We start from the raw sequence: 22,319 nt of genomic DNA, 5'->3' as shown, positions 1-22,319 counted from the left end.
TCATAGCCACGGCGCGGCTCGCTCGCGCGCCAGCATATCGTTGTAGTTCGGGCGAGGTCGAACGATCGCGTAATCAGCGCCTCTGACCAGAACCTCAGGCGCCAGCAGGCGGCTGTTGTATTCGCTCGACATTGCCGCGCCATAGGCGCCTGCGGTCATGAAGGCCACCAGGTCGCGGGCCGCCAGCGGCGGCAGCAGGCGGTCGCGGGTGAAGGTGTCGCCCGTCTCGCAGATCGGCCCAACCACATCGTAGACCAAGGGCTCTCCCGACCGCGGCTTAACCGGCCGGATGTCGTGATAGGCGTCGTACATAGCTGGCCGCAGGAGGTCGTTCATGGCTGCATCCAACACCAGGAACTTCCGCCCCTCGGGTCTCTCGTTTACGTGCAGGACGCGAGCTACCAGCACGCCGGCGTTTGCAGCGATCATTCGCCCGGGCTCGAAGGCGAATTGGATGCCGGTCAGGCCGTCCATCACTCCGGCGATCATGGCGGCGTAGTCGCGGGGTTCCGGCGGCGTCGGCTGATTGAAGTAAGGGGCCCCCAGGCCGCCGCCCAGATCGAGGCGCTCGACGCCCAAACCTTCGGCGCGCAGGCGTTCCACCAGCGCGCGCATCTTGCGAAACGCCGCCTCGAGGGGGGCGAGGTCGGTGATCTGGCTGCCGATGTGGCAGGCGACGCCGACCGGCCGCACACCGGCCATGTTGGCGGCGTTGGCGTAGAGCCGCTCCGCCTCAGCCAGCGACACGCCGAACTTGTTCTCCGCCTTGCCGGTGGAGATCTTCGCGTGGCCGCCCGCCTCTACGTCAGGGTTGACCCGGATGGCTACTGACGCGCGCTTGCTCAGGCGTTGGGCGACCGCGCTCACCAGGTGCAGTTCCGGTTCGGACTCCAGATTGATCTCGGCGACACCGGCCTCCAGTGCAAAGGCGATCTCGGCCTCCGTTTTACCGACGCCGGAGAAGACGATGCGCTCGCTGGGCACGCCCGCGGCCAGGGCCCGGCGGATTTCGCCTTCCGACACCACGTCAGCGCCGGCGCCAACGTTGGCGAGGGTCCGAAGGACTGCGACGTTGGAGTTAGCCTTCACCGCAAACGCGATCAGCGGATCCTTCAGGCCCGCGCCGACCAGCGCGTCGCGAAGCACCGTGAAGTGCCGTTCCAGCGTCGCTGACGAATAGACGTAGACCGGCGTGCCGACCGCCTTGGCGATCTCCGCCAGCGGTACGTCCTCGCAATGGAGCTCACCCCCCTTAAGTTCGAAGTGATTCATCGCGGGTTGGCGTACGGGTCGGGGAGCGCACCCTGCGGGCCGGAGCGCCCGGGATCTCGCGGCGCGCCCTCGATCGGCAAAGTGCGCGGCGGGGCAGGGTCGGTGGTGCGATCGCGCGGATCGATGGTGTCGACGGGCCGCTCGCGGTCCTGCGCCTGACGCTGTTGCTCGTCAGCCTGACGTTCGGTGGCCCGGCCGGCGCCGTTCAAAGGCCCGGGCTTTTCGAGCTGGCCCAGCTTGCCGCACGCCGCAAGCGGCGCGCCAAGGATCAGAAGGACCGCGCAGGCCCGGGAGAGATGATGAAGGTTCATGCGAGGAACTCCTTCCAACGGTGGATTTGGGCGCGCACCTGATCGGGCGCGGTCCCGCCGTAGCTCATTCGGCTGGCCACCGAAGCGGCGGGGCTCAACACGTCGTAGACACCGTCGGTGATCCTTGGTTCCAACGCCTGAAGTTCGGCAAGCGGCAGGCCCGGCAAGTCGCAACCCAACTGTTCGGCCCGTTTCACAGCCGCTCCGGTGACATGGTGGGCATCGCGGAACGGCAGGCCAAGGTTGCGCACGAGCCAGTCCGCAAGATCCGTCGCGGTCGAGAAACCGGCTCCAGCCGCCGCGGCCATGCGGTCCTTGTTGGGCTCGAGGTCGGCGACCATCCCGGCCATGGCGCGCAGCGACAGTTCGAGGGCGTCGAAGGCTTCGAAGGTCGGCGCCTTGTCCTCCTGCATGTCCTTTGAGTAGGTCAGCGGCAGGCCCTTCATCACCACGGCGAGCTGGGTGAATGAGCCCAACAGGCGGCCCGCCTTGGCCCGTACCAGCTCAGCGGCGTCGGGGTTCTTCTTCTGCGGCATGATCGACGAGCCGGTGGTGAAGGCGTCGGTGAGTGCGATGAAGCCGAACTGCGGCGTCATCCAGATCACGATCTCCTCGGCCAGTCGCGACAGGTGGATGGCGCAGATGCTGGCCGCGGCCAAGGCTTCGAGGGCGAAGTCGCGGTCCGCCACGGCGTCCAGCGAGTTGGCGGCCGGCGCTTCGAAACCCAGCGCCTTGGCCGTGGCATGACGATCGATGGGGAAGGGCGAGCCGGCCAAAGCCGCGGCGCCTAGCGGGCTCTCATTCATCCGCCGCCTGGCGTCGGCGAATCGCGAGGCGTCACGGCCGAACATCTCCACATAGGCCATCAGGTGGTGGCCGAAGGTCACCGGCTGGGCCGGTTGCAGGTGGGTGAAGCCCGGCATGAGGGTCGCGGCGTTCGGCTCGGCCTTGGCGACCAGCGCCTTCTGCAGCGCACGGATCTGGGCCAGGGTACGGTCGCAGGCTTCGCGCACCCACATGCGGAAATCGAGCGCCACCTGGTCGTTGCGCGAACGCGCGGTGTGCAGCCGGCCGGCCGCCGGCCCGATCAGCTCGCGCAGACGGGCCTCCACGTTCATGTGGATGTCCTCGAACTCCGCCCGGAACGGGAAAGCGCCCGCGGCCATCTCCTTGCCGATGGCCTCCAGCCCTTTCAGGATCGCCTGGGCGTCCTCGCTTGTAATGACGCCGGTCTTTTGCAACATCGCGGCGTGCGCTCGGGACCCCTCCAGGTCGTGGGCCGCCAACCTGCGATCGAAGCCGATGGAGACGTTGATCGCCTGCATCAGCTCGGCGGGTTTGTCCGAAAAACGTCCGCCCCACATGGCCTGCCCACCGGGGCCGGCCGTTTTCGGGGCGTCAGAGGAGTCGTCAGTCATATGAACGATCAGTCCGCGGGCAAGCCCAGGGGCGGGGTCCTGACATGGGCCCTCTGGGGCGCCGCTGCTATAGGCGTCGCGGCGGTTGTCTACATCATCGTGGAGGCCTCGACCAAGTCGGCGCCGCAGGCGCCCACTTCCGTGCCTGTCGCAACCGCCACGCACGACGTCGCCTTGAAGCTGGAGCACCCCGCCGATGGCGTCCTGCCGCCGAGCTACGCCTTCTTCGACGAGGACGGCAAGAAGCTCACGGCGGCCGACTTCAAGGGCAAGGTCGTGGTGATGAACCTGTGGGCGACCTGGTGCGGTCCCTGCAAGATCGAGATGCCCACACTGGCCACCCTGGCCAGGGCCTACGCCGGCAAACCGGTGGCGGTGGTCGCGGTCAGCATCGACAAACCCGAGGCGAGGGATCAGGCCAAGGCCTTCATCGCCCAGCAGGCCCCACTTACCTTCTACAATGACCCCGAGGCCAAGCTGCCCTGGGCGCTCAGGCCGGCAGCGAGCGGCATGCCGACGACGATCATCCTGGGCAAGGATGGCCTCGAACGCGGGCGTATCTCCGGGGAAGCCGATTGGGCAGGCCGGGGCGCCGCCTCGGTGATCGACAGGCTCCTGGCGGAGAGCTGAGTCGCGCCGGGGAGCACCCAGGAGTTCCTTTAGGCGACCCGGCGGCTCTTGACGGGCGTGACGGCGGCTTGCGCTGTCAACGCGCGCAGCAGGCCGACGAGCGAGGCCCGCGCTTCGGGCGGCATCTGTTCGTAAGCCGCCAGCAACTCGAGTGCGCCAGGAGTCCGCATCCGCGTGAGCAGATCGAGGTCTCCTGTCGTTTCGCGATCAGGGCCGTCCAGGACGTCCATCAGGTCGACCACGCGGCATTTCAAAGCGCGCGCGATCTGCACGAGCCGCGAGAACGAGATTCGATTCGCTCCATTCTCGTATTTCTGGATTTGCTGGAAGCTGACGCCGCATTGGTCGGCGAGCGCTTCTTGCGAAATGCCAATCGTGCGCCTGCGGATGCGCACCGCGGCTCCCAAGGCGACATCCATAGGATCCGGCGCCTTCGTCGACGGGTCTGCCAAGTTGCGATCCTCTCCGAGCCCCTTCTCAGCGTGGAACGCCCCCGATCCGCGCGTAAGCTCGACCATAGGTTAAGGTTTTAATTTCCGCTTCGCAAAGAGGTCCGAAAAACCGCTGGTTCGAGAATATGCAACCTCAGCCGTAAGAGTCACCAAAAGACGCGTCATAGGCGAGATTTTGCGTCGATTTGTCCCGCTTCGGAGTGGCGCCGGTCGCTTCGGAGTGGCGCCGGTTAAGCACTTGGTGACCGAAGCACCCCGAATTCGACTCAATGAGTTCATTGTCAGTCGCGGGTTCCATGCGCGCCATTCGCCTCCATCCGCCTTTCGACCACGGCGCCGCCCTGCGGGTGCCGCCGCCAAGCGACAAGAAGAGCTGGCGCACGCTATGGCGTTGGCTGGGCGAGGAAGCCTGCGCAGTGGTGGAGAGCGCAGCCGTTCAGGTGCGCACGCCGGAAGGACCAGTCATCGCTCGCTGCGGCGACTGGATCGTGCTGTCTCACTCGGGATCGTTCCACGTGGCTCACGCCGTCAGGAGTTGCGACGCCTGACACGCGCGGATCGCCCGAGAATCCACCATGATAGCCCGATGCCGCTAAGGTTCGAGACACTCACCCAAGCCGCTGCCTGGTATGACGCCTGGCTGCGCGAAGCCGCCCTGCCGCTCTGGGCCGGGGCGGGTGTCGATCCTGTTGGCGGGCTCTTCCAGGAGGCGTTGATCGTCGACGGCTCCCCAGTCGAGGGGCCGCGTCGGGCGCGCGCGCAAGCGCGCCAGGTGTTCGCCTTCGCCTCGGCGGCGAGCGCCGGCCATGGCGAGCACTGGCTGCCGGTGGCGCGCGAGGGCTGGGCGCGTTTCGTAGCGGTCTACGGTCGCGCCGATGGCCTGTTCATAAATCGCGTCGCCTCCGACGGCACGCCACTGGACCCGGCGGCGGACATCTACGAGCAGGCGTTCGCAATGCTCGCGATGGCTGCGCTGCTGGCGGCTGAACCGGGAGCGGGCGACCTTATCGGCCGGGCAGAGCGCACGCTGGCGGCGTTGGACGCGCGGCGCGTTCCGGCCGGCGGCTTTCGGGAAAACGGGCCACACCCCTACCAGGCCAACTGCCATATGCACCTGCTCGAGAGCTCTCTTGCCCTGGAAGCCGCGGCGGGCGCGCCATGGGCAGCCCTCTCCGATGAGATCGCAGGCCTGGCCATGGAGCGGTTCATCGATCCGGCGACCGGCGCCATGCGCGAGTTCTTCGACGCCGAGTGGCGCGCGCTGGCCGGCGAAGAAGGGCTGGTGGAGCCCGGCCACCAGTTCGAATGGGCCTGGCTCTTGCAGCGTTGGGGCCAGTCGCGCGCCGAGCCGAAAGCGCTGACCGCCGCCAGGCGGCTCTACGAGAACGGTCTGCGTGGCGTAGATGCCGGCCGCGAAGTGGCGGTGAACGCGTTGTGGGACGACTTCTCGGTGCGCGACGGGTCTGCTCGGCTCTGGCCGCAGACCGAGCGCCTGAAGGCGGCATTGGCGCTGGGCGAGGAAGCCCAGGCGGTCCGTGCAGCCAGCGGACTGGCGCAATACCTGCAGGTTCCAGCCCGCGGCGCCTGGCGCGACAAGCTGCGCCCCGATGGAACATTCGTTGAAGAGCCGGCTCCCGCCACGTCCTTCTATCACCTGGTGGTTGCGATCCTGGAACTGACGGCGCAGGGCCGTTCGGCTGCAACGCGGTAACGGCGGCATGCAACCGGCCAGACCTTGATCAGTTCACCGCCCAGGGTGTGAAGGAGCTTGCCGATGGACATGGCGCAGAAGCCCAACTTCCAGACGGTCGATCCTGCGACAGCCGATCCCGGGCGAAGCTATCTCGGCCACACCCCCGACGAGGCGCTGCAGATCGCAGGGAAGGCTCGCCTGGCTTTCGACGACTGGCGGCGAACCGGCATCGCCGAGCGGGCCGCCATGATGCGCCGCGCCGCGGCGGTGTTGCGGGCTCGCCGGGAGGAATTTTCCGCCCTGATGACGGAGGAGATGGGCAAGACGCTCGTCGAAGGGCGCGCCGAGATCGAGAAATGCGCCGGAAATTGCGATTTCTTCGCCGAGCACGCCGCCGGCTTCCTGGCGGACCAAGCGGTCGACATGGGCGGGCCACGGGCCAAGGTGGCGTTCCGGCCGCTTGGGACAATCTTGGCCGTGATGCCCTGGAATTTTCCGTTCTGGCAGGTGTTCCGCTTTGCCGCGCCGACGCTCATGGCGGGCAACACCGCGGTGCTGAAGCACGCAAGCAACGTGCCGGGCTGTGCGCTCGCGATCGAGGACGTGTTCCGCGAGGCCGGCTTTCCGGAAAACGTGTTCCGGACCCTTTTGATTCCCAGCCGCGACGTGCGCGCGATCATCGAGGCCGACGCCATCGCCGCCGTGAGCCTGACCGGTTCAGTGGAAGCCGGGCGGGAAGTCGCCTCACAGGCTGGCGGGGTCCTCAAGAAGAGCGTGCTCGAACTTGGCGGCAGTGACGCCTATGTCGTGCTGGAAGACGCTCACATCCCAGCCGCCGCCGAAGTCGCGGCAGCCGCGCGGATGGTCAACGGCGGCCAAAGCTGCATCGCCGGCAAGCGGTTCATCGTCGTGTCCGAGATCCGCGGCGCCTTCGAAAAAGCGCTGGTGGAAGCGATGAGCGCCTACGCCATGGGTGATCCTCGGCACGAGACGACCAAGCTAGGACCGCTGCAGAGCGTCGAGGCCCGCGACAACGTCCATCGTCAGGTCGCCGAAAGCGTAAGCAAAGGCGCTCGCGCGCTGGTCGGCGGCGATGTCCCTGCGAAGGCCGGAGCTTGGTATCCGGCCACTGTGCTGAGCGGCGTGCGCCCTGGCATGCCGGCCCACGATGAGGAACTGTTCGGGCCGGTGGCCGCGGTCATCGAGGCCGCTGACCAGGCCGACGCCATTCGCATCGCCAACGACAGCCTCTTTGGTCTCGGCTCCGGGGTGCTGACCGGCGACGTCGTGCGCGGTGAACGCATCGCCACCGATGAGCTTGAGGCCGGCATGAGTTTCGTGAACCAGAACGTCCGCTCCGACCCGCGGCTTCCCTTCGGGGGCGTCAAGCACTCCGGCTACGGCCGGGAATGCTCCGACTTCGGCATCCGCGAGTTCGTGAACATCAAGACTGTGCTGGTGCACCCCGAGGCCAGGTCCAAGGCCGGGACTGAGTAGCGGCGCAGGCCCGACGCACCGTGCGGCCGATGGGGACGCATGGCCGATGGAAATCCTGATCGGGTTGTCCGGCGCACTGGCTGTGATGCTTGGCGGGCTATGGCTGTTTCAGGGCCTGGGCGTCGTGCACCTTCGGCCTCTCCTTTGCTTTGCCGATTGCACGCCGGTCCGGGGCCCCTTCGACGACCTGGGTGCTGATCGGCGCGGGGGCCCTTGCCGCCGGAGCATGGGCCGTGGTCCACGCATTGAAACGCTAGGGCCACAGCTGCCAGGCGGAGGCGAGGCGATGGCCCTCAAATCTTCTCGCGGCTGTGCGCCAGCCGACCGGCGAGGTAGGTCCGCTCGATCACCCGGTCGTCGCCCAGGATCGACAACACGAACAGCTTCTCGGCGATGGTCGTCGCCGCGGCCGTACGGCGGGCCAGGAGCGGGGTGGCGGCCGGGTCGAGGACCAGGAAGTCGGCCTCCTTGCCCGGCTCGAGATTGCCCACCTTGTCGTCGATCCTCATCGCCCGCGCCCCGGCCAGGGTCGCCAGGTAGAAGGCGTGCATGGGGTCCAGCGTCTCGCCCCTGAGCTGGCCGACCTTGTAGGCCTCACCCATCATGTGCAGCAGGGAAAAGCTCGCGCCGGCGCCGATGTCGGTGCCGAGACCGATGGTTACTCCGCAATCGCAGGCCTGCTTCAGGCTGAAGAGTCCGCTTCCCAACAGCAGGTTCGAGGAGGGGCAGAAGGCCGCCGCCGCCCCGGCGCGGCGCATCCGACGCAGGGCGTCGTCGCTCGTGTGGACGCAGTGGGCGAAAACCGAGCGCGGTGTGACCAAGCCGTGGCGCGCATAGACGTCGAGGTAGTCGCGATGGTCGGGGAAGAGCTCGCCGACGCGGGCTATCTCCTCCAGGTTTTCCGACATGTGTGTGTGGATCAGGACATGCGGATGGGCGGCCGCGACCTCACCGGCCATGGCGAGCTGGGCGTCCGACGAAGTGACCGCAAAGCGCGGCGTGATGGCGTAGCCCAGCCGGCCACGATCGCGCCACGCGCGGATCAGGGCTTCGGTGTCCGCGCGGCCGCTCTCGACGGTGTCGCAAAGCGCCGCCGGCGCATGGCGGTCCATCAGCACCTTCCCCGCGATCAGTCGCATGTCGCGCGCCAGCGCGGCCTCGAAGAGGGCCTCGATAGAGGTCTTGTGCACCGTGCCGAACACCAGCGCGCTGGTGGTGCCGTTGCGCAGGAGTTCGTCCAGGAAAAAGGCGGCGGCCTCATCGGCGTGCGCCCGATCGGCGAAAGCCTGCTCGGCGGGGAAGGTGTGGCTGTTCAGCCACTCCAGGAGCTGTGAGCCCCAGGCCGCGACAACGTCCGTTTGCGGATAGTGTATGTGGGCGTCGACAAAACCCGGCGCGATCAGCCGTCCCGGGAACCCGCTGACGGGTGTTTCCGCCGAGAGTCCCGCCGCAAGATCCTGGTAGTCGCCGAAGGCTGCGACGAGGCCGTCCTCGACGATCAGCAGCCCGTCGGAATGGTAAGCCCAGGCGGCTTCGGGCGGCGCCTTCTGGGGATCATCCAGCGCATGCAGCAGCGCGGCGCGATAGGCGTGTCGGCTCACACCTCATCCTTAGGCCGCCTGGCCGGCCGTTCCCAGCACCCGATGGTCCTTGCGCTGCTGCAGCTCCGGCAGAGGGGGTGGACCTGACCCTTCGTCGAAGTCGCTTACCTGTGATGGCGCAGACGTTCGATCTGGGCCGACGTGAGCAGATGATGCGGGCCTGCGCTGAAGCCTTGCTCAACGTCGGGGCCGGGGGCTGGTCCCGACGCCAAAGCGCAACCATATCAGGGGTGTGCCCATTTGAAGGGCAATGCCGTAACGCTTGCCAAGTCAATTCCGGAGGTTTGCCAGCGCGAACCATGTCCGCAAACAGGACATCCCATATCCGCCTCACGTCGCACCCGGGTAGCGGGTCTGCGAGCCGCTATTCGATCAACTGGGACGCCCCCACAGCCCGCGAGCGCGGCCCGGTCATCGCGACACCAAATTCCGGGGTCAACCGCAACGCAGTGGGCGCCCATGGGGGCGCCTATTCAATCTACCGCGCCCTGGCGATCTCATCCGGAGCGATGGCGGCCGAAACGCGGCCTGAACTGCATAACACCCACCCGGTGGCGCAGGTCGGCCCCCACGCTCAATGGCATGAGGCCGGCAAGATCGTCTCGCTCGATCCCTGGGGCCATCGGGTCTCCGAGGATTTCGCCGCAGAACTGGCGGAAGGCCTCGACGTGCGCCCGACGATCGCGATCACCAAGGCGCGCATCCACCTGCCCGAGATCGGCGACGCCATCGCCAAGGGCCGCCTGGAGGTCGATGGCCGGATCATCCACGAAGGCGGCGAGATCGCCGTCACCAAGGCGGCGATCGATCCGGTTTGGCATTTGCCCGGCATCGCCAGCCGCTTCGAGGTCGATGAGACCCAGCTTCGCCGTACTCTCTTCGAGCAAACCGGCGGGATGTATCCGGAGCTGGTGACGCGGCCGGATCTCTCCGTCTTTCTGCCGCCCATCGGCGGGATCACCCTCTATATGTTTGGTGACCCCGCTCGCATCGGCGACGGACGCTATAGCCTGACTTGCCGAGTGCACGACGAATGCAACGGGTCCGACGTCTTCGGCTCCGACATCTGCACCTGCCGGCCCTACCTGACCCATGGGATCGAGGAGGCCGCGCGGCAAGCCCAGGCCGGGGGGGCCGGCCTGATCGTCTACAATCGCAAGGAGGGCCGCGCGCTGGGCGAGGTGACCAAATTCCTCGTCTACAACGCCAGGAAACGCCAACCGGGCGGCGACCAGGCGGCGACCTATTTCGAGCGCACGGAGTGCGTTGCGGGCGTCCAGGACGCGCGTTTCCAGCAGTTGATGCCCGATGTGATCCACTGGCTCGGGATCCGCCGCATCGACCGCTTCGTCTCGATGTCCAACATGAAGTACGACGCCCTTCTGAAAGGCGGCGTCGAGATCGGTGAGCGGGTGCCGATCCCGGATTACCTCGTGCCCGACGACGCTTCGGTCGAGATGGAAGCCAAGAAGGCGGCTGGCTACTTCACCTCGGGAAAACCGCCGACCAAGGCTGACCTGAAGCGGGTGGTCGGCCGCGACCTGAAGGAATTCTGAGATAGCTGACATTGTCGCCGGCACGCCTGGGGACGTCACAGCCGCGCGAAGCCTGCTTACTGCGCAGGCGGTTCGCGATCGCGCTCATGAGATGCTGGCCGCCGCTGCGGCCGGCGACATCCCCGAATGGCGTGTCTCCCTGCCGAACCTGGCCGTCGCCGCCGACCTGACGGCGCAGGTGGTCCGCGAGGCCTATCCCAACCTCAAGGTCCCCTTCCATTCGCGCTGGCGACACTTCACCATCGGCGGGCGCGACCTTTGGGGTGAACGCGACCCACCCTGGACGACGCCCGAGGACCAGGCGCGCGCGGCTTTCGACCTTGCGGTGACCTCGGTGTTGCTCGACGCCGGCGCAGGCCCGGCCTGGCGCTACCGGGATGGCGAGACGGGCGCTGTGCTCGGCAGGTCCGAAGGCCTCGGCATCGCGTCTCTGCGGCTGTTCGAATCCGGAGCGCTCTCTTCTGACCCGGACGATCCCCTGCGCGCTGACGCGTTGGCCAAGGTGGACGCCGAGATGCTTGCGGAGGCTTTTCAGGTCAGCCCGCAAAATCCGCTGGTCGGTCTCGACGGCCGCGCAGCGCTTTTGCGGCGGTTGGGCGAACGGGTAGGACGACCGGGCGGGCTATTCGATGTGATGGCGGCGCGCGCGAGGACTGGGAAGCTGTCCGCACCGGTGATCCTGGACGTGTTGCTCGAGGCCCTGGGACCGATCTGGCCGGGGCGCCTTAGCCTGGGTGGCCTGCCGCTTGGCGACTGCTGGAAGCACCCTGCGATCAAGCGAGACGACGCCACTGATGGCCTCGTGCCGATGCACAAGCTCTCTCAGTGGCTCTGCTATTCGTTGATCGAGCCTTTGGAGGCTGCCGGCGTCGCGGTGGTCGACATCGATGGCCTGACCGGACTGGCCGAGTATCGCAACGGAGGCCTTTTCGTGGACACCGGCGTGCTGGCCGCGGGCGATCCCTCCGATCTGGACCGTGCGCACCTGGTGGACGAGCCCCTGGTCGTCGCCTGGCGATCACTTACGGTGGCCTTGCTGGACAGGATCGCGCCCATGGTTCGTGAGCGGCTGGGTGTTTCCGACGAAGTCCTTCCGCTGGCGCGCGTGCTGGAGGGAGGCACTTGGGCGGCGGGTCGACGGATCGCAACAACCAGGCGGGCCGACGGCGCGCCGCCGCTCACTGTTATCAGCGACGGAACCGTTTTCTGAGGGGAACCATGAAGGGAGTCACGATCGTCGACCACCCGCTGGTGCAGCACAAGCTGACGCTGATGCGGAAAAAGGACACCTCGATCAAGAGCTTCCGCCAGCTCCTGAAGGAGATTGGCGGCCTTGTCTGTTACGAGGTGACCCGAGACCTCCCGCTAGAGACCGTGGAGATCGAGACGCCCATGCAGGTCATGACGGCGCGCCAACTGGCCGGCAAGAAGCTGGTCTTCGCGCCGATCCTGCGCTCGGGAATGGGGATGTTGGACGGAATGCTGGAGCTGGCGCCCGCAGCCCGTGTCGCCCACGTCGGACTTTACCGCGATCCGGCCACGCTGGAATGCGTGGAGTACTACTTCAAGGCGCCCGCCGACATCGACGAGCGGCTTGTCGTGGTCATTGACCCGATGCTGGCCACAGGCAACACGGCCATCGCGGCGGTCGACAGGCTAAGAGAAGCCGGCGCAACGGCGATACGCATGGCCTGCCTCCTGGCCTCGCCTGAAGGCATCTCAAAGTTCCAGGGCCACCATCCGGGGGTCCACATCTGGACGGCGGCGGTGGACGAGAAGCTGAATGACCACGGCTACATCCTGCCGGGCCTGGGCGATGCCGGCGACCGAATGTACGGCACCCGTTAGGACTGCCTAGGCGGCCTCGGCCGTCTTTTCGTCGTTGATGCGGGTGAGCAGCGAGAGAAGATCCTCGGCGCTGATCGGCTTGGCGAGGTGGCCATCCATGCCCGCGGCTCGAGCTCCGGCGGTATGTTCGGGCAGGGCGTTGGCCGACAGCGCGACGATCGGCGTCGGCCGCCGCCCCCGGGCAGTTTCCAGCGAGCGGATTTCGCGAGCGGCTCCCAGCCCGTCGAGCACAGGCATCTGCAGGTCCATCAGGATGAGGTCGAAACCCTCGCGCATGACCGCATCGACGGCCTGACGGCCGTCCTCGACCAGTGTGAGATGCACGCCGAATGGCGCGAGCATCAACGAGACCACCGTGCGATTGGTGGGATGGTCCTCGGCCACCAGCACCTTCATCGCCGAAAGGTCGACCCCGACGAATTCGTCGACCTCGGAGGCCTCCTTCACGGCCTGGGTGACCGGAAGCGGCAGGGTCACGGCGAAGGTCGATCCCTTGCCAGGCTCTGAGTCGACCTCGATCTGGCCGCCCATCATGCTAGCCAGCGACCCGGCGATCGCCAGGCCAAGGCCCGAGCCGGTCGCGCGTTGGGTGACGGGTCCCTCAGTCTGGCGCAGACGGCTCAACAGCTGCGCCTGGGTGTCGTCGGAGATACCGACCCCGGTGTCAGTCACGGTGAAGGTCACCAGTTCGTCTCGGCGCGCGACGGATAGGGTGACCCCTCCCTCCGTCGTGAATTTCACGGCGTTGGAGAGCAGGTTCGAGAGGATCTGGGCCACGCGGATATCGTCGCCAAAGCACGAGCTTCGTGCGGCGTCGTCGATATCGACCTCGAATGAAAGCCCCTTGGCCTCGGCGCTGGCCCGATGAACGGCGGCGATCGTGGCGACGCTTTCCGCTAGCTCAAAGGTCGCGCCGTCGATAGTCAGCTGCCCGGACTCGATGCGGGAGACGTCGAGGATGTCGTTCAGCACCTGCTCCAGCATCCGCCCCGAGGCCAACACCAGCCCGGCCATCTCCCGGCCACGCTCGGTCGTCTGCTCTTTGGCAAGGGTGTCGGAAAGCGCGATCACCCCGTTCAGCGGCGTGCGTAGCTCGTGGCTCATACTGGCCAGGAAGTCGGACTTTGCAGCGTTGGCGCGTTCAAGTTCGGCGGTGCGGTCCTGCACGCGTGCTTCCAGGTCCTCGAGGATTTCGTCCTCGCGCCGTCGGTCCTCCTGCATGGCTCTGGCAAGTTGGCCGATCTCATCGGAACGCTGCGCCAGAGCCTCTGTTTGCGCTTCTGTAGAGTCGCCGAGCGCGCGCAGGGGCGAGATCACCAGGCGCCGCAACATCCTGAACAGGATCGCAGCCGCGATCGCCACGATCAGGAATTTGCCACCGAAATCGGCCAGGACCTCAGCCAGGGCCCCTGTCGCGATCTTGGTCTTGGGGTAGGCGACGAGCAGCAGCCACGCGGGGCCGTCGAGCTGCCCATAGGCGACCAGCATCTTGCCGTCCGGACTCTCGACCACGCCAGTCGATTTGCCCTGGGCGCGGATGGTCGCCCCTAGGGTGTCCAGGCCGTAGGTTTGTTTGAGGCCGGCGACCGCATCGGGGTCGAGCGCCTGATCGCGGGTGAAGCCCGGGACGGCGATGGGCTCGCCCTTTTCGGAGACGATCAGGCTTCTGGCCCCGGCCGGCGCGTCGCGCAGGACCTGAGAGAGGTACTGCTCGCTCATCACAGTGGAGCCCCAGGCGCCCACGTAGCGGCCGCCCACAAAGACCGGGCTGATGCAACCTGAGATCAGACTCTCCTCGGCCTTGTCCTGCATCAGCGCCGGCAGCGGCGTGCAGCGCATACGCCCCGTGGGATTGTTCTGGGGCTGAGGATAGCTGCGGTCGAACGCCAGATTCGCCGAGGCCGTCTTGCGGAAGAACGCAAGCGCTTCCTGGCGATGGGGTGCGAAAAGGATCAGCCGGTCACTGGGCGATAGGAAGAAGAAATTCTCGGATTTGGCGAGGTCGGATTGGCCGACGCGGCTCAGCACGACGGTGGCGGCCGTGAGCACCCGCTTGTCGTCTTCCGTCATTGTGGCGGCATGGCCGAGATAGGCGCCAATCCCGTATATGGCGTCGCCTTCGGGGGTCTGCACGCCCTTGTAGAGACTGTCGCGGCTGCGTCGCGTGCCGTCCCCATTCTTGGGGAACCAGGCGTCGAACTGGCGATCGACCTGCCCGCGCCGCAAGACGGACACGCGCCGACGCAACGCCTCGCTGGCCGCTGCGTGCTTGCCGCGCAGGGAGTCGAGCGACTCCTTTTCGGTTCGCGTGCGCTCCTTCACATAGATCGCCAGCTCGTCGACCCGGTGCTGCTCATCGCGCTTGCGATACTGGGAATACGTCGTCAGAGCGTCGACGAGTAGCAGAACGGTCATGCTGGCGACGAACGCCGTCAGCAGGAGCGTGCTTATCGATCGGAATTGGATGCCGCGCACAGAGATACGACCGCCTTTCACGAACAGTCGTACCGGGAAATGCTTTCCGAAGGCTTCCCACCGAAGCACGGAAAAGCGCAGTCTGGTTCAGGTCGCCAATTCCACCACCGCCAGGACAAGACCGCCGATCCACAGCGTTTCGGCGACCATCACCGCCACGGGTCGCCAGCCGGCGGCGATCAGCGACTTGAAAGTGGTCTTCATGCCCAGCGCCGCGATTGCGACCACCAGGCACCAGCGCGAGATGTCGCCGGCGGCGTCCACCACCGGCTTGGCCAGGAAGCCGAGGCTGTTCAGGGCCACCAGCGCGGCGAACCCGAACAGGAACCAGGGCACCGGCACCTTGGCGCCCCCGCGGCCGCCCTGCGCGCGCGCGATGAAGAAAGCGATCGACAGCACCACCGGCAGCAGCATGGCCACGCGCAGCAGCTTCACGTAGGTCGCAACGTCGCCGGTCTGTTGAGAGATCATATAGCCGGCGCCCACGACCTGGGCGACGTCGTGGATGGTGCCGCCGAGAAACAGGCCGGCTCGCTGGTGGTCGAGGCCGATGGCGGCGACCAGCATCGGGTAGAGGATCATGGCGATCGTGGACAGCGTGGTGACCACCACCACCGCCAGGATCACGTCGCGCTCGCTCTCCTTGGTCTTGGGCAGCACCGAGGCGATGGCCAGCGCCGCCGAGGCGCCGCAGATGCCCACCGACCCGCCGGAGAGCACCCCGAAGCTCCGGCTCTGGCCAAGCAGCCGGGCGAGCAGCAGGCCAAACAGCAAGGTCGTGGTGACGCCGGCCACCACCATGGCGATGGGGACCGGTCCCAAGGCTATGATCTGCTCAACGGTGATCCGCGCCCCGAGAAGCGCCACTCCGGTCCGCAGCACCGCCTTCGAGGCGAACTCGATCCCGGCGATGCAACGGCCTTCCTCGTGCAGGAAATGGAAGGTCATGCCGAACAGCAGCGCAAACAGCATCACCGGCGCCTTGTAATGGCCGGCCAGCCAATCGGCTGCGAGGGCGATGGTCAGTGCGACGAGGACGCCCGGATAGACTGAGCGGACAAAGGCTTCGATGCTGAGCTGACGGCGAGCAGCGGGGGCAGAAGTCGGCAGGCCCTCCATGCCCTCGAAAGACTGGAACATCTCGTGCGCCGCGGCGGCGTCGGTATCGATGTCCCTGATCACCATGGCCGACCACCTCTCCGGTTGTTCGAGCGAGGCTCGCCCCGTTTGCGGGCCGGCGCTAGGCGAATAGCCCAGCCAGGCCCGCGGGCGCCAACATCGCATCCACCTCGTCGCGCGCCTGGGCCGGGAGATCGGTCCGCGACTGGCGCAGCCAACCCAGGCACTTGGCCTGATACGGGAAGGGCTGCTGGGTCCAAACCTGGCCGTCGACCTCAGTCCTGACCTCCTCTGCGCCCGCCGCGACAGCCGCGGCGTTGGCCAGCATCACGGGCGGGTAGACGCGACCTATCTCGCTCAGGACGGCGCGCAGGGTCTCAGGCGCCTCGGTCAACGAAATCCACCCGTTATCGCGTGGCTCCACGCCGGACTGGTCTTCCATCAGCCCTACCCAGGCGGTGACGCGGGGCGCGAGTTCGAGGGTTAGCGCCATGGGCGTCGGGTCGAATCCGGCGAGCTGGCTGAGCTGACCAAAAACCGCGAAATCACAGGCGGACGGCCGCTCGCCAAGGAGGTAGGGCAGGTGGGTCAGGTGCGCTTCGAAAGCGGCGAGGAAGCGGCGGTAGCTCGCCTCGATCACCGGCCCCGTCACGGCGTTGGAGCCCACGTAACGCAGGCGGCCGATCTGGCGCTCAGCGGTGAAGGCCCCGCGGGTTCTGAGTTCCTCGTCCGGGATCGTAAAGCCGCGCCAACACGGCAGGATCGCTGCGCCTTTGGCGATGTCGGGCGCATAGGACCAGCGGTAGTGGAACATCGCCTTGGTCAACCACTCGTCGGCGTAGTCCTCGATCAGTTCGTCGAGGAAGGCCAACGCCGGGTCCCTGGGAACGATGCTGCGGCCTTTGTAGTCGCGCTCTAAGCGACGGATCAGCGGCGTGGAGTCGGTGATGGCCTGCAGCTCGCCGGTTTCGCCAGGCAGGTAGAACGTCGGCAGCAGGGCCACTCGTGGCTGGGGCAGCCCTTTCAGCGCCGGGCCGCTTGGCGGCAGGAACCGATAGGCGATCCGCCGGTAGCGGAGCACGCTCAGCATCTTGCGGGTGTAGGGCGAGCCGGGAGCGCCGGAGAGCGCGAGAGGTTCTGCCATTACGCAGACTCCAGTGAGTCGGGAGGCAGTCTGATGATCCGCCTTCCCGCACTTTCTGTCATCGCCGGGAAGTCCAGCCGGAGGGTTTGGGCGACAGCGGCCATGGCCGTGGGTAGGATCATGACCGTCAACAGCCCGGAGGTCCTGCGATCCCCCCTTCCGAAATCGAAAGCCAGGCGAGCCTGCTTCGTGCGGGACGGTTCGCAGACGCAATTGCGCAGGCTCAGCGGCGGCTGGGACAGGCCCCCCGCGACGTCCAGGCTTGGTCGGCGCTGGCGACGAGCCTATTCGCCGCTCGAAGGCCCGAGGAGGCTATCGTGGCCTGGGACCGCGCCCTGGCGTTGGCGCCGGACGCGCCGGAGCCCTTGTGCGGCAAGGCGAGGAGCTTGCAGGATCTCGGGCGGGTCGAGGACGCCACGGCGCTCTATCACCGTGCCCTGACGCGCGAGCCCGGTCGCTTCGACGCCGCCTTCGGTCTGGCGCTGCTCGCCGCAGAGGCGGGGAATTGGGCCGAGGCCGATCGATGGGCGGCGCCGCTCCGGGCGCGATATCCCGATACGCCTGCGCTCGCCTGGCTTGGCGCGCGCGTGGCGCTGGGGCGCGGCGACGGGGCGACCGCGCAGCGCAATCTTGCCGCCTTGGCGCGCGATGCGCGCCTAGGCCCAGAGCAGCGAGCCGACGCACTCTTGATGCTCGCCGAGGCGCTGGAGGCGCTGGGCCGACCGGCCGATGCGTTTGCGGCGGCGAGTGCGGGCAAGGCGCTGCAGCGCCGGCTCTTCGCGGAACGCGCGGCGGGACGAGAGGGCGCTGTCGCGCGTTTCGAGCGCATCGCGCGCTGGTTCGCCGCGGCCGATCCCGCGCCCTGGCGTGTGGCGCCGGCCGCCACGCCCGGCCCGGCCGACGCACATGTCTTCCTTGTCGGTTTTCCGAGATCTGGCACGACGCTTCTGGAACAGGCCCTGGCAGGCCACTCACGTGTGGCCGCGCTGGAGGAGGCGCCGACCTTGGCCGACGCCCACGCCGAGTTCATGAGCTCGGCGCAAGGCCTGGAGCGGCTGGCTCGACTGTCACCGGAAGAGGCGGCGTCCTGGCGCGCACGCTATTGGGCCGAGGTCGCCCGCCACGGGGTAGAGACGGCGGGCCGGTTGTTCCTCGACAAGGCGCCGGCGGGGACCGTCGATCTGCCGCTGGTGGCCAAGCTGTTCCCGCAAGCCAGGATCCTGTTCGCGGTGCGCGATCCCAGGGACGTGGCGCTGAGTTGCCTGCGTAACAACTTCCAGCTCAATGCCCTGACCTATGCCTTCACCGACCTGGCGCAGACCGCGGCCTGCTACGGCGCCTGCATGGAGCTGGCTCAGATCTATCGAAGTGTGCTGCCGCTGAAGGTCATGGATGTCCGCCATGAGGCGCTGGTCGCCGACCTCGACAAAGGGCTCGCAGCGATCTGCGGGTTCCTCGACCTCACGCCGGAGCGAGCGATGTCCGACGTCGCGGGAACGGCGAACCGTCGATCTGTGCGCACGCCGAGCGCGCCGCAAGTCCGCGCCGGCCTCAACCGCAAGGGCTTGGGTCGGTGGCGCAGCTACGAAGCCGAGTTGGCGCCCGTCCTTCCGGCGCTGGCGCCCTGGGTGCGGCGGTTCGGATACGATCAGGACTGATCGACAAAAAAAGCGGAGCGACAAGTCGCTCCGCTTCAGTTTTAGTCCTCGGGGAAATGGATCAGATCATCTAATATCGAAGTCTAAACCCGAAGAATACCTGCGTTCCGTTGTCGTATACAGCCCGCGGCTGGGTCTTGTTCAGGGCATAGTACTTCAGATTGTCGTTGGTAATGTTCAGGGCGTCGAGGGTGAGCTCGATATTGTTGTTGATCCGATAGCTGACTGAGCCATCCAGTTGGCCGTAGTTGTCCTGATTTTCGGCGGCGCTGCGGTCCAGCCCGACGAAGAAGTGCGAGCGATAGGTGTAGGCCAGTCGCGCGCTCAGGCCATGAGCCTCGTAGTAGCCCACGGCATTGGCCGTCCATCGCGACGTGCCCACCAGCGGACTGCCGTCGGCATCCTGCGAGTCGACGTAGGTCGCGTTGAGTTGAAAGCCGAAGTCGTACGGCAACGGTTGCTGGACCTGCAGCTCGATACCCTTGACCTCGCCCGTCGTGTTGCTCGGCGATGAGATGGAGTAGGTCGAGAAGACCGGGACAACCGGCCCGCCCGGCGTCGCCGGCTTGGACAGCAGCGAGTTCAGGTAGACGGCGTTGTGCGTCCCGAACGTCACGTACGACGAGAGGTTCTGGTAGAACACGCTGATCGCGGCGAGTGAGGTCGGTGCGTAGTACCACTCGAGGGCAGCGTCATAGACCGCGGCCTTGATCGGCTTCAGGTCGGGGTTGCCGCCATTGCCGGTGAGCGTGGTGTCGGTCAGCGATACGGCGCCTCCGAGCGCACTGTAGTCGGGCCGAGCGATGGTCTCGGCGGCGGAGACCCTGAGGTAGAGGTTCTCCTTGACGTCAAACGCCAGGTTCAAGCTCGGCAGGAAGTCGACGTAGTTGTGGCTGACGTTGCTGACGAAATAGGGACCGTAGGCGGAGCTCGTGATGTCGCCCCGGAGCGTTCCGCTCGCGTCGGGGACATTGACGAAGGAATTCTGCTTGGTGTCGGTGATCCGCAGGCCGACGTTGCCGCGCCAGCCGTCACCGCCGACCTTCGCCATAACGTAGCCGGCCCAGTCCTTCTCGGTGACCTTGAAGGCTCCCGGCCAGTAGTAGTTCTGCGCCGTCTTGATCGATGAGATCGGCCCGTGCACCCCGTCATTGATGCTGTTCAGGATCGACACGATCTTGTCCGGGTCGCCGGCGATCGGGATCAGCAGGCCGGGGATGCCGAGGGCGCCGGAGTTGAAACCGCTCGGATAAGGCGAGGGATTGGTGGCTGAGAACGGCATGGTGGGCGAGGTCCAGCATTGCCCGTTGGCGCCCAGCGTGCACCCGCGGTCCCAACCATCCACTTGCCGGGTGTGGTCGGAGTAGCGCAAGCCGAACAGGACGTCCTGGAAGACACCGTGATTGACCGCATAGTCGCCGTCGACCTTGACGTAGGCTTCCTTGTCGATCGAGGTGAAGGTCTCGTTCCACGCCCAGTCGTTGGAGAGGCCCGCAGGACTCGCGGGGTTGATGTTGGTCGGCGTCACCCGCCAGCCGTTGCCGGATGGGGCGTAGGAGATGCCGGTGAAGCCATCGACCTCGAAAGCAGGCTCCTCGGGTGTGTTTCCTTCGCCGTGCGTGTAGCCGACCTGGCCCTTGAAGGTCAGATCGTCGGTGGCATGGAAGGCGCCATCGAGATTGATGAAATAGCTCTCGCCGCTGGCGTTGGGCCGCACAATGTTGTCGATCACCAGGCCCTCGACCGGTTTGCCGGACGGGCCGTTGAGCGGGAAGGTCGCGGAGGTGAGGGTGTTGTTGGCGACGGTGAAGCTGCTGGGCGAATTGTTGCCCAGCTCGCGCGAGCCCCAATACATATAGTTGTCGTTGTGGTTCGTGGCTTCGAGCTTCGAGTAGAAGCCGTCGAGGACGAACTCCACCTTCTCCGTCGGCCGCCACTGCAGGGTGATGTCCCCACCCTCGCGCTTGCGCTCCTGCTCGAACAGCGTCGAGCCAATGAGCGTCGGCGCCCACACGCCGATCAGCTCCGGATGGCTGATACCGGTCTGCATTGTCGAGTTGATCTGGGTGTAGCCTAAGGTCTCCTGGCCATAGCGGCGGACGCTGCGCTCCTCGTAGAAGCCCTGCACCAACGCCCCGAACGTCGCATCGGGGTTCTGCCACGAAAGCAGGCCGCTGACCTGTGGCTTAGTCTTCTCGGTGAGCGTGTTGTAGACGCCCTGGAGCGAGCCTTGGGCGGTGAACGGTTGATGCAGATCGAGGGGTCTGCGGGTGAGGATGTCGACCGCGCCGGAAACGCCGCCATCCAGCAGGGACGCATCCTGGGTCTTGTAGACCTTGGTCGTGTCGACGATCTCGGCGGGAAGCAGGGTGAAGGTCACGCTGCGGCCAACGGTCTGGAACTGGTCAAGGATGAACCAGTCGCCGGTGGAGACGGGATGGCCGTCGACAGTGACCTGGGTCAGGCTGGGCGAGGTGCCCCGGATGGAAACCCGATCGTTCTCGTCGAAACCGCCTTCGCCGCTGGCCGCCGATTCGGTGTTGACGCCGGGAATACGCTGCAGCGCATCGGCGACGTTCTTGTCCGGCAGCTTGCCGATGTCGGTGGCCGTCACGGCTTCGACCTGGTTCACCGAAGCGCGCTTGATGCTGATGGCGCGCTGGAGGGATTCCTTGATGCCCGTCACCACCACTTCGCTCGCGGTGCTCGTCGATGAATCCGTGTCGGTCGCCGCCAGCGCTGGCACGGCCACGATCAGGGCGGCGAGGCTCGTGGAGCTCACCAGCAGACGCTTGCCGAAAGTCATGGGCGTTCTCCCCGCTTGGGCCGTCAAACTGGCCGGCCCGCCCCTAAGTCCATTTGCATACCAATCGAAGATGATTGGCCTTGTCGCTCCGGCCAATCACTCTCTCGACATGGCGAAGCTGTCACGAACTTGATAACAAACGCAAGCCCAAAATCACACCAATTACGTACCAATCATTTATTGGTATGCAAATGGTCTGGTTCTGTGGCAGACATGGCGCAGGCCGGCGGCGGAGGCTCTCCGTCGCCGGCCCTTTCGGAGAGGGGGCCCATCGCTTGGCGTCGTTTTCAGACGTAATCGGCAGCCTCAAGGAGCAGTCGCGCGCGCCGCTGTATCAGCAGCTGCAGCGCGCGCTGCGCGACGCCATTACCGAGAATCGGCTGGCCGCGGACGAGGCGCTGCCGCCTGAGCGCGACCTCGCCGAGGAGTTCGGCGTTTCGCGGATCACGGTGCGCAAGGCGCTCGACGCGCTGGTGGGCGAGGGCCTGCTGACCCGCCGCCAGGGCGCCGGGACCTTCGTCGCCGCGCGCGTCGAAAAGCACTTCTCCAAGCTCTCGTCCTTCACCGAGGACATGATCTCGCGAGGCCGGCGGCCGGAGAGCGTCTGGCTCAGCCGCTCGTCGGGCGCGGTGACGCCGGAAGAGTCGCTGACGCTGGGCCTCAGCCCGGGCGCGCTGGTCTATCGCTTCAACCGCATCCGCTATGCCGACGGCGCGCCGATGGCGCTGGAGTACTCGACTGTGCCGGGCTTCTGCCTGCCGTCGGAAATGGCCGTCGAGGAGTCACTCTACGAGGCGCTCGATAAGCACCGCGCGCGGCCGGTCAGGGCGTTGCAGCGC

18 protein-coding genes are annotated in these 22,319 nt (G+C 66.6%); 9 read left to right on the top strand and 9 right to left on the bottom strand.

Features of this window, described 5'->3' with window-relative positions; translation table 11 throughout:
- From lysA to argH, 3 genes are read right to left on the bottom strand one after another with little or no spacing between them, the layout of a single operon-like run.
- The gene (gene lysA / locus VGI62_RS17370) at positions 1 to 1,272 is read right to left on the bottom strand and encodes a diaminopimelate decarboxylase (protein WP_331505793.1); all 1,272 of its coding nucleotides are present in this window, start codon (positions 1,270 to 1,272) and stop codon (positions 1 to 3) included.
- The gene (locus tag VGI62_RS17365; RefSeq protein WP_331505792.1) at positions 1,269 to 1,583 is read right to left on the bottom strand and encodes a hypothetical protein; all 315 of its coding nucleotides are present in this window, start codon (positions 1,581 to 1,583) and stop codon (positions 1,269 to 1,271) included. The genes lysA and VGI62_RS17365 overlap by 4 nt, the downstream gene beginning before the upstream one ends.
- The gene (gene argH / locus VGI62_RS17360; protein WP_331505791.1) at positions 1,580 to 3,001 is read right to left on the bottom strand and encodes an argininosuccinate lyase; all 1,422 of its coding nucleotides are present in this window, start codon (positions 2,999 to 3,001) and stop codon (positions 1,580 to 1,582) included. The genes VGI62_RS17365 and argH overlap by 4 nt, the downstream gene beginning before the upstream one ends.
- On the opposite strand from argH, the gene VGI62_RS17355 reads away from it, so the two are divergent.
- Positions 3,002 to 3,631: a TlpA disulfide reductase family protein gene (locus VGI62_RS17355; RefSeq protein WP_331505790.1), complete on the top strand. Its 630-nt coding sequence runs from the start codon at positions 3,002 to 3,004 to the stop codon at positions 3,629 to 3,631. It abuts the gene before it with no gap.
- A gap of 29 nt (positions 3,632 to 3,660) precedes the next feature.
- Here VGI62_RS17355 and VGI62_RS17350 read toward each other — a convergent pair whose 3' ends face one another.
- The gene (locus VGI62_RS17350; RefSeq protein WP_331505789.1) at positions 3,661 to 4,038 is read right to left on the bottom strand and encodes a helix-turn-helix domain-containing protein; all 378 of its coding nucleotides are present in this window, start codon (positions 4,036 to 4,038) and stop codon (positions 3,661 to 3,663) included.
- A 341-nt stretch (positions 4,039 to 4,379) separates the two neighbouring features.
- On the opposite strand from VGI62_RS17350, the gene VGI62_RS17345 reads away from it, so the two are divergent.
- The 3 genes from VGI62_RS17345 to VGI62_RS17335 all read left to right on the top strand — a co-directional run bounded on the left by VGI62_RS17345 (position 4,380) and on the right by VGI62_RS17335 (position 7,273).
- Complete coding sequence (locus VGI62_RS17345; protein ID WP_331505788.1) at positions 4,380 to 4,631, top strand: hypothetical protein; 252 nt, start codon at positions 4,380 to 4,382, stop codon at positions 4,629 to 4,631.
- 38 nt (positions 4,632 to 4,669) lie between these two features.
- Positions 4,670 to 5,794, top strand: coding sequence for an AGE family epimerase/isomerase (locus VGI62_RS17340; protein ID WP_331505787.1), 1,125 nt, complete (start codon positions 4,670 to 4,672; stop codon positions 5,792 to 5,794).
- Positions 5,795 to 5,857: 63 nt separating this feature from the next.
- Complete coding sequence (locus VGI62_RS17335) at positions 5,858 to 7,273, top strand: NAD-dependent succinate-semialdehyde dehydrogenase (protein WP_331505786.1); 1,416 nt, start codon at positions 5,858 to 5,860, stop codon at positions 7,271 to 7,273.
- A gap of 293 nt (positions 7,274 to 7,566) precedes the next feature.
- On the opposite strand, the gene guaD is transcribed toward VGI62_RS17335, so the two are convergent.
- On the bottom strand, positions 7,567 to 8,874 hold the full coding sequence (guaD, locus tag VGI62_RS17330) for a guanine deaminase (protein WP_331505785.1): 1,308 nt from the start codon (positions 8,872 to 8,874) through the stop codon (positions 7,567 to 7,569).
- Positions 8,875 to 9,173: 299 nt separating this feature from the next.
- Between guaD and VGI62_RS17325 the strand changes: the two genes are divergently transcribed.
- Genes VGI62_RS17325 through upp form a run of 3 tightly spaced genes read left to right on the top strand, consistent with a single transcriptional unit; the run spans position 9,174 to position 12,278 of the window.
- Positions 9,174 to 10,430, top strand: coding sequence for a GTP cyclohydrolase II (locus VGI62_RS17325; RefSeq protein ID WP_331505784.1), 1,257 nt, complete (start codon positions 9,174 to 9,176; stop codon positions 10,428 to 10,430).
- A 1-nt stretch (position 10,431) separates the two neighbouring features.
- On the top strand, positions 10,432 to 11,640 hold the full coding sequence (locus VGI62_RS17320; protein ID WP_331505848.1) for a DUF1688 family protein: 1,209 nt from the start codon (positions 10,432 to 10,434) through the stop codon (positions 11,638 to 11,640).
- A gap of 8 nt (positions 11,641 to 11,648) precedes the next feature.
- Positions 11,649 to 12,278 (top strand): uracil phosphoribosyltransferase, encoded by a 630-nt coding sequence (upp, locus tag VGI62_RS17315; protein ID WP_331505783.1) that lies wholly within the window; start codon positions 11,649 to 11,651, stop codon positions 12,276 to 12,278.
- Between the two features lie 6 nt (positions 12,279 to 12,284).
- Here upp and VGI62_RS17310 read toward each other — a convergent pair whose 3' ends face one another.
- From VGI62_RS17310 to VGI62_RS17300, 3 genes are all read right to left on the bottom strand, one after another.
- Positions 12,285 to 14,693, bottom strand: a complete 2,409-nt coding sequence (locus VGI62_RS17310; protein WP_331505782.1) for an ATP-binding protein — start codon at positions 14,691 to 14,693, stop codon at positions 12,285 to 12,287.
- Between the two features lie 147 nt (positions 14,694 to 14,840).
- A complete protein-coding gene (locus VGI62_RS17305; protein WP_331505781.1) occupies positions 14,841 to 15,938 on the bottom strand; it encodes a YeiH family protein in 1,098 nt (365 codons plus the stop codon).
- Between the two features lie 55 nt (positions 15,939 to 15,993).
- Positions 15,994 to 17,016, bottom strand: a complete 1,023-nt coding sequence (locus VGI62_RS17300; RefSeq protein WP_331505780.1) for a glutathione S-transferase N-terminal domain-containing protein — start codon at positions 17,014 to 17,016, stop codon at positions 15,994 to 15,996.
- A 149-nt stretch (positions 17,017 to 17,165) separates the two neighbouring features.
- On the opposite strand from VGI62_RS17300, the gene VGI62_RS17295 reads away from it, so the two are divergent.
- Positions 17,166 to 18,674 carry a tetratricopeptide repeat-containing sulfotransferase family protein gene (locus VGI62_RS17295; protein WP_331505847.1) on the top strand — a complete coding sequence of 503 codons (1,509 nt, stop codon included), beginning with the start codon at positions 17,166 to 17,168 and terminating at the stop codon, positions 18,672 to 18,674.
- Between the two features lie 70 nt (positions 18,675 to 18,744).
- Here the strand turns inward: VGI62_RS17295 and VGI62_RS17290 are convergent, their stop codons facing one another.
- Positions 18,745 to 21,480 carry a TonB-dependent receptor gene (locus tag VGI62_RS17290; RefSeq protein ID WP_331505779.1) on the bottom strand — a complete coding sequence of 912 codons (2,736 nt, stop codon included), beginning with the start codon at positions 21,478 to 21,480 and terminating at the stop codon, positions 18,745 to 18,747.
- Positions 21,481 to 21,755: 275 nt separating this feature from the next.
- On the opposite strand from VGI62_RS17290, the gene VGI62_RS17285 reads away from it, so the two are divergent.
- Positions 21,756 to 22,319, top strand: a 564-nt coding sequence (locus VGI62_RS17285) for a GntR family transcriptional regulator (protein ID WP_331505778.1), incomplete at its 3' end; no start/stop codon positions are given.

The sequence above is a fragment of the Phenylobacterium sp. genome (assembly GCF_036495085.1).
GTDB lineage: Bacteria > Pseudomonadota > Alphaproteobacteria > Caulobacterales > Caulobacteraceae > Phenylobacterium.
This window is presented reverse-complemented; position numbering and strand designations above follow the sequence as displayed.